7 protein-coding genes are annotated in these 7,542 nt (G+C 53.9%); 5 read left to right on the top strand and 2 right to left on the bottom strand.

The features are described from left to right. Positions 1–202: 202 nt before the first annotated feature. The 5 genes from HQL65_19735 to HQL65_19715 all read left to right on the top strand — a co-directional run bounded on the left by HQL65_19735 (position 203) and on the right by HQL65_19715 (position 3,711). A complete protein-coding gene (locus HQL65_19735) occupies positions 203–523 on the top strand; it encodes a helix-turn-helix transcriptional regulator (GenBank protein ID MBF0138469.1) in 321 nt (106 codons plus the stop codon). Next, entirely contained in the window at positions 520–1,368 is an 849-nt protein-coding gene (locus HQL65_19730) for an ImmA/IrrE family metallo-endopeptidase (protein ID MBF0138468.1), read from the top strand. The genes HQL65_19735 and HQL65_19730 overlap by 4 nt, the downstream gene beginning before the upstream one ends. Positions 1,369–1,469: 101 nt before the next feature. Further along, positions 1,470–2,087 (top strand): AbiEi antitoxin N-terminal domain-containing protein, encoded by a 618-nt coding sequence (locus HQL65_19725; protein MBF0138467.1) that lies wholly within the window; start codon positions 1,470–1,472, stop codon positions 2,085–2,087. Beyond that, a complete protein-coding gene (locus HQL65_19720) occupies positions 2,084–2,998 on the top strand; it encodes a nucleotidyl transferase AbiEii/AbiGii toxin family protein (protein ID MBF0138466.1) in 915 nt (304 codons plus the stop codon). The genes HQL65_19725 and HQL65_19720 overlap by 4 nt, the downstream gene beginning before the upstream one ends. A gap of 173 nt (positions 2,999–3,171) precedes the next feature. Beyond that, on the top strand, positions 3,172–3,711 hold the full coding sequence (locus HQL65_19715; GenBank protein MBF0138465.1) for a hypothetical protein: 540 nt from the start codon (positions 3,172–3,174) through the stop codon (positions 3,709–3,711). 121 nt (positions 3,712–3,832) lie between these two features. Here the strand turns inward: HQL65_19715 and HQL65_19710 are convergent, their stop codons facing one another. Next, positions 3,833–4,828, bottom strand: coding sequence for an NAD(P)-dependent oxidoreductase (locus HQL65_19710; GenBank protein ID MBF0138464.1), 996 nt, complete (start codon positions 4,826–4,828; stop codon positions 3,833–3,835). Continuing rightward, on the bottom strand, positions 4,825–7,344 hold the full coding sequence (locus HQL65_19705; GenBank protein MBF0138463.1) for a DUF115 domain-containing protein: 2,520 nt from the start codon (positions 7,342–7,344) through the stop codon (positions 4,825–4,827). Before HQL65_19705 ends, HQL65_19710 begins: the two co-directional genes overlap by 4 nt. Positions 7,345–7,542 lie beyond the last annotated feature (198 nt).

The following is a 7,542-nucleotide window of genomic DNA, read 5'->3' as shown; positions in this document are numbered from 1 at the left end:
TTGGGGCGGAGCCCCAATAAAATCTTTCTTTCCAATTTTTTTATCCGAGGGTTAAAGACCGGGATGTGAGGTTGAATAATACCAGATCGATTCGGATAATATCGGTATACCGAACACGTTTGCAAGTGGATTTTTTCCACCAAATTGGCATATCCTGTATCGCCTGAACGAACAGGATCCACCTTGTCAAAGAGGCCACATCATGTCGATACCCGTGGGAGAAAAAATCAAAACCCTGCGCAAACAAAAGCAACTGACCCTGGATCAACTGGCCGCCAGCACCGACTCCAGCAAAAGTTATCTGTGGGAGTTGGAACAGGGACGCATTCCCCGCCCCTCTGCGGAAAAGCTGCAACGGATTGCGGCGGCTCTGGGCGTCAGCGCCTCGTTTTTTGTGGATGAAGCGCAGGATGTCCCGGACGAAGGGTCCATGGATCAGGCATTTTTTCGCAAATACCAGCGCCTGCCCCAGGAGACCAAACAGCGCCTGCGGGAATTGATCGATGTCTGGAGCAAGTCATGACCCGGGTTGCCCAGGGGCCTTTGGCATGGTCAGGATACATCAATCAGGTGCTGGATCAGGCCTTCGGGCTTGAACGGTACCCGGTCAGCGTGGTCGAGACCGCCCCCCTGTTGTCTGCCAGGCTGTTTCCGGACGATCCACTCACCTGGATTCATGGCGAACCCCTGCAAGGGTTGGACGGCATTCTGGCCCCCGATCCACGCCACCGCAAAGGGTGGGCCATTTTTTTCAACAGCGCGGTCCAGTCCCGCCGCCGGATACGGTTTACCCTGGGGCACGAATTCGGTCATTATCTCATGCACCGAACCAACCACCAGCAAGGCTTCCAGTGTGTGGACCGGGAAATGTTCGCCACCCGCCGGGGAAACCTGCGCCTGGAACAGGAAGCAGACATTTTTTCAGCCCATTTTTTAATGCCGATGGAGGATTTTCAGCGCCAGATCGCTCCAGGTGAGTTTACCGATCTTGCCACCCTCTCCCTGTGTGCCGACCGCTACGGCGTCTCCCTCCAGGCCGTCATCCGGCAATGGCTGCGCTATACAACCCGCCAGGCTCTCCTGGTACTCTCCCGCGACGGGTTCATTCTCTGGTCGGAAACAAGTCGCTCCGCCCGCCGGTTTCGACGCTTTCTGCGCAACCATCAGGCACCCGTCGCCATACCTGCAACCTCCCTGGCTGCCTGTCCAGGATCGATCCCCTATCCCAGGGAAGGAACCGCCCTGCCCAAAGGAACCTGGTTCCCGGATACGGAAACCGTGGAGATGGTCGTGATCTCCAGACAATACGATTGTATCATTTCCCTGTTGCATCTTGATGTTGAGGATATTGGATCGGGAGAAACGTGATGGACGGATTTTTTTTTGTGTAAAACGTGGTTTCGTTTTGTCGGTATATATTGACATTTACCGACAATATGAAACACTCTGGCAACATGAGAAACCACTCCATGGAACATTCTGACAACACAGGAAACCGCTATCAGGAACTCATTGATTTTGGTCGCCTCCATGGGCTTATCCGGCCTCGCGATTTGATCGACCTGGGATTTTCCCGGATGGCGATCACGCGGTTGGCCCGCCGTGGAAATCTCATCCGGATTGGACGTGGTCTTTATGCAACTCCGGAACGAAAAGTTTCCGAGCATGGTACCTTGGCCGAGGTGGCGTGTCAGCAACCCCGGGTCGTCGTTTGTCTTCTTTCTGCGTTACGTTTTCATGGTCTGACCACACACTTGCCATTCGAAGTCTGGCTCGCCATTCCCAACAAGGCACGTGCCCCTCGGATGGCGTATCCCCCGCTACGCATTGTCCGCTTCTCTGGTGCAGCACTGACCGAGGGTATTCAAGAATACCTGGTTGACGGCGTACCGGTGCGGATAACCAGTGTTGCCAAGACTGTGGTTGATTGCTTCAAATATCGCCACAAGATCGGATTGGATGTTGCCATCGATGCACTGCATGAGTCATGGAAAGAGAAGAAATTTCAAATGGATGATATTTGGCACCTGGCTGCCGCCTGCCGTGTTGATCATGTCATGCGTCCCTACATGGAGAGCCTGACTTGATCGCTCACAACGTGGCCGCATCCGTCCGTGCCAGGCTGCTGAACCATGCACGGGATGCACAACAGGATTTCAATTTTATTCTCACACGCTATGCCCTTGAACGTCTCCTCTACCGGATCAGTATCTCAAGGCATGTCAATCTGTTCCTGTTGAAGGGAGCCTTGTTGTTCGACCTGTGGTTTGATATTCCACATCGTCCGACAAGAGATGCGGACTTTCTTGGCTTTGGATCATCCGATCTGCACCACATGGAGGAAATTTTTCGGGAAATTTGTGCCATCGAGGCAAAAGATGGCATGGCATTCCAGCCCGATACGGTACGTGCAACCGATATCCGGAAGAATGCCAATCACGCAGGTGTTCGGGTTACCCTGCTTGGTCTTCTTGATCACGCTCGATGTCAAGTCCAGATTGACATCGGATTTGGGGATGTTGTCACCCCGGCACCCGAGGACGCAGAATACCCAGTCATCCTGACTGGTTTTGAAGTACCAAGACTGCGTGTCTATCCGCGATACACGGTCGTGGCAGAGAAAACCGAGGCACTGACATCCCTGGGTATCGCCAACAGTCGCATGAAAGATTATTTCGATCTTTGGATATTGGCACAACAAACCGAGTTTGATGGCAATCTTCTTTGCCAAGCCATCCGGGCAACTTTCAACTGTCGCGGAACAGCACTACAGAACCAGTTGCCATTTGGCATCACACAGGCATTTGCTCATGACCGGCAGAAGCAAATGCTGTGGAAAGCGTTTCTCAGGAAAAACAGGTTGACTGTACGACCACTGGACGAGGTGGTGTCGGTACTTGCCAACTTCCTGTCACCGGTCATGCAAGCCGCCAGCAACGAAACAACATTTTCATCTCATTGGGTGGCAGGTGGTCCCTGGATTTCCGATTCCCATTAACGGACTCGGTCTTTTTTTGTTTTTCATTTGTTTCCTGCCCAGGGGAACCTGGTTCCCGGATACGGAAACCGTGGAGATGGTCGTGATCTCCAGACAATACGATTGTATCATTTCCCTGTTGCATCTGGATATTGAGGACATTGGAAAATGATATCAGAACGGGAGTATCAATCATGAATAAACAGTGTTGGTTGGCAGTCGTTGTTCTGGTGGGATCCTGGAATACCATGCCGGAAGTTTTTGCCACAGAGAAGGCCGGGCAGGAGGTGATCAAAAGCCTCTCAGCCGAGGAACAGGAAGGTCTCAAGGCGGGCAAGGGACTCAAGCAATCCATGGTGGCGGAATTGAACGGATATCCGGGACCGGTTCATGTCCTGGAACTGGCCAAGGAGCTGCGCCTTTCTCCCCAACAGGAAGCAGCCGCGCAAACCCTGGCCAGGGAAATGACCGCCCAGGCCGTTCCCGTGGGAGAGGAAATTCTTCGTCAAGAGGCCAAACTGGATCACCTTTTTGCCAGTGGCCATGCCGCACCGGACAAGATCACTCCGGTGGTCATGGAGTTGGGACAATTGCGGGGCAGGCTCCGTCTGATCCACCTGAACACCCACATCGCCATGCAAAAAATTCTCACAGCCGAGCAGATCAATCACTACAACACTGCCCGCAACCACGGGCAGAAGCATAAGCCGGAAACTTCACACACCGGCCACTGACGGGATTGGCTTGTCAACAAACCCACAGGCACACATGGAGACCGGGATGACGATACAGTTTGACGACCCAACCAAAAAAGAGATTTGGGCAGCATGACGTGCCCTGAACGATACCTCTTTTTTATTTTTTCTGCGGTGTATTGTAATACCTCGGGTGATCTGGATCGGTGATCACGCCCAACTCCACAACATCCTTGATTTCCTGGATACCCTGGGGAACCGTGCGTGAAATCCGGAAGCCCAGGGTTTGCACGATTTTGGAAAAATCGACCCGATAATCGCGGGGATCCTCTTTGGTCTGGACCCGTTCGATTCGGGCCCGAGGAAACACCTTCACCAACTGGTCCAGAAGCATGGCCTTGGTGTAATTTTCCCGGGTATCGCCGACATTGAAGACATCATAAGCCACCCGCTCGACCGGGGCCTCCAGGACATTCAGCATGGCCCGGGAAAAATCGGCCACATGACAATAAGGCCGCCAGAACTGCTCGCCAAAAACCACCAGAGGCCGCCCCATGGCCAGTTCCTTGGTGAATTCATTCACGGTCAGGTCAAACCGCATGCGGTGGGAAACACCATAGACCGTGGCAAAACGCAAGGAGGTGGGGTGAAACCCGGCAACCCGCTCGCCATGCAAAAGGTGATTTTCAAATTTGACCTTCAATTCGGCATAGAGTGACACCGGTGCCAGCAGCGAGTTTTCGGTGACATGGCTGGAGCCCTGGTCCATCTTGCCGTAATTGCTGCAGGTCGAGGCAAAAATAAACCGGGGAATGCGGTGCGCCTTGGCCTGCTCCACCAGATGCACAGCGGCTTCCCAGTTGGTCTTATGGGTCAGTTCCGGTTCCAGACGGCAGGCCGGGTCACCGACGATGGCCGCCAGATGGATCACGGCCTCCATGTTTTTTTCCCCGGCCAGGACCCGCTTGACCGCCGCATGGTCGGTGATGTCCACCTTGTGGAAGGCAAGACCGGGATGGCCCCAGATGTCCAACAGAGACTCCCCCCCGAAACGCAGGGAATCCAGACACACCACCCGATAGTTGCGTTCCAGCAGACGTCGCACCAGAATGGAACCCACATAGCCAGCGCCACCGGTCACCAATATGGATTTCATGAGGATACTCCTGCAATGGATGGTGTTGAAGTAGTCTGCAAGGACTGCAAAAAGAGCGTGGCACCCTGATTGTCCGGATCCTCGGCCAGAATGTCATCGACCAACTGCCGGGCTGCCTGAGTATTGTTCATGCTGACGTAGATGCGGGCCAGCTTGAGCATGGTGACATAATCATGCCGGGTCTGGGCCAGATACGCCTCATACTGACTGGCGGCCTGGGGCAGATCACCCATCAGGGCCAGAATCTGGGCATATTGCGGCTTGCGGGGGGGGAAGGAATCTGCCAGATCATGCAAGGCATCCCGGGCCGCCATGAAATCCTGGCGTCGCAAATGCCACGAGGCAATCCGCGACATGGACTCTTCCAGCAGAAAATCGAGCTTGATCTTTTTGTAGGCTGCAATGCTTGTTTCCATGGTCTCTTCCAATTCGCCCAAATAACCATCCATCAAAAGAACAAATTCATCCTTGTAGGCCATGTCGCTTTGGGCCACAGCATCCCGGAAAATGCGCAACCGCTCCACCGATTGCAGCCGGAAAATGGCCTGGGCCTTGGTCCGCACGGCAAACGGATTGACCAGATTGCGGGCAAATACCCGGTAGGCGTTGTTTTCCTGCTGAAACTGCTCCTGCCAGGCGGCAGCCATCTTCTGGAATTTCGGCACCAGTTTGGCTTGCGGGGGGTGTTCCAGATCGAGGCCGTGCCGTTCCAGACAAATCATGAGACGCCCGTATTGTTTGTCCTGTTCCCATTGCCGGATCAGGTTTCTGAAATCGGGCAGGTTGCGCTCCTCGTCGAGCCGGGAACGCACACGCTGGCGGGTGGCGTCGATCCATTTCATGACCAGAACGGCAGCGTCGCGATAAATTTCATAATAACGCCGTCCGGCCTTTTCAATATCCGCGTCGGTCCACTCCTTGTCCTTGTTGGGCCGGATCATTTTCAAGAATTCCGGAAGATTCCAGCGCCGCACGAGCAGGGAAACCTCCCCCAGCTCCCCGTCCAGGGTTTGTTCGATGGCATCCATGCGCAACTTGAATTTATAACCATTCGCTTTTTGTTTTTTGCTGAAGAGGCGGTCGTTGCACTCCAGGGCCTCGATGGTCAATTTTTTGATTTGATTGACAATGTTGCGCACCCGATCCAGCTCGGTCAACACCAGGCGATCATGTTTTTCCCGGTTTTCCCGGGTATCTTCCGGCAGGCAGCCGCTGAGGGTTTCATAAGGAGGGCGTTCGAGGGGAACAGGCGTGATCTGCGTCAAGGGCAGATGCTGAACAAAGGGAATTTTGGCCGAGGCCGGTGACGGGTTGCTGATGCGGCAATTGCGGGCCTGGGCACCCTCGGCCAGGGCACCCAGGCTGGGAATCGAGGCAAAAAAGTCCCGGCGGGTTTCAGCCTGCCAGCCCCCATTGGTCTCCACCATGTATTGGGTCTGTTCGGCAAAAGGTCCCATGGCAGCTTCCAGACTTCCCTTGAAATGGGTATACCCCTCCTTGTTGAAACAAAGATCGAACCCCAACAGGATGATATCGGAAAATCCCATTTCAATGGCTACGCCCAGGGCCTGATGCGAGACCGTGATGCCGGTAAAAAACAGGTTGGGCACATTGAGATTCGTCTTCCAGGGAAACAGATGCCACATGAAGGCATGACGACCGCGCCACTGGCCAACCAGACCCGGATGGGCATGGTTCATATGGACAAAAAGGGTCCGGGGACCAAAATATTTGAGCATCTCCTTGCTGGCATGGAAATGAATGTCGTGCGGATCGATGGAAAACAGCACATCCGGAACGATCCCTTCACGGTGCAGCAGCCCAGCCAGACGGGTCACCGCCAACACCACAAGGCGCTCACGGTTGGCCACCACCCAGGGAAGATTTTCGAGCAGGGAAGGCCCCCCGGCCATCAGGACGGCACTCTTGCCGGGAAAACAATTTTTCAACAGAATGGCGGGGTAACGATTTTCCGGCAGGTTTTCCATCATGCGCATCGTGAAAACCTTGGAACCCGTCTCCATCGTCACCTTTTGGCGGGTCTGGGTGATCTGGTTGTTGACCGTATCCGCCATTTCCAGGTAGGGCTGATGGACGGCATCCATGGCTGCCAAGGATTTGACAAGCTCCAGGGCACCCAGATAGAGATAGTCGGAAATCGACATCTCCATGGCCGTATCAAGCAGTTTTTCGGGCGTGGTCAACCGGATGGATTCCGGCAGCTCCGGCAGGATTTTTTCCCTGGTCAACTGTTCCAGGATTTCAGGAAAATCGACAAACAGGAAACGAGTGCCGCCGGGTACCCCTTTTTTCAGGATGTATTTGACCAACAGGCCTGAATCGGTTCCGCAGATCACGTAGAAGTGATCCTCTTTTTCGAGGGTCTCCTCGAAATGCTTGCGGTAAAAATTTTCCGACCCGACCAGGGAAAAAACTTCCTGGTTGACGGACGGAAGATAATGTTCCCCGAAACGGTTGATTAAAAACGGTCCAAACGGATCCGACGTCGCGTTCATGGCGTGGAAAATCCTCTGCAAACGGCTCAGGTATTGACCCGATTCCGCTGGACTGGAACAAGGGTCCAATCCGGGTCGGCCATGATTCCATGCAGAAGCTGTTCCAAAAAATCAGCCATGCAGAAGCTGTTCAAAAAATCAGCGTATCTATTCAGAACCCTTGCAAAAAAAGGATTTGATATAAAAGACTTTGTTGGG

It is taken from the genome of Magnetococcales bacterium (assembly GCA_015228935.1).
Taxonomy (GTDB): domain Bacteria; phylum Pseudomonadota; class Magnetococcia; order Magnetococcales; family DC0425bin3; genus HA3dbin3.
This window is presented reverse-complemented; position numbering and strand designations above follow the sequence as displayed.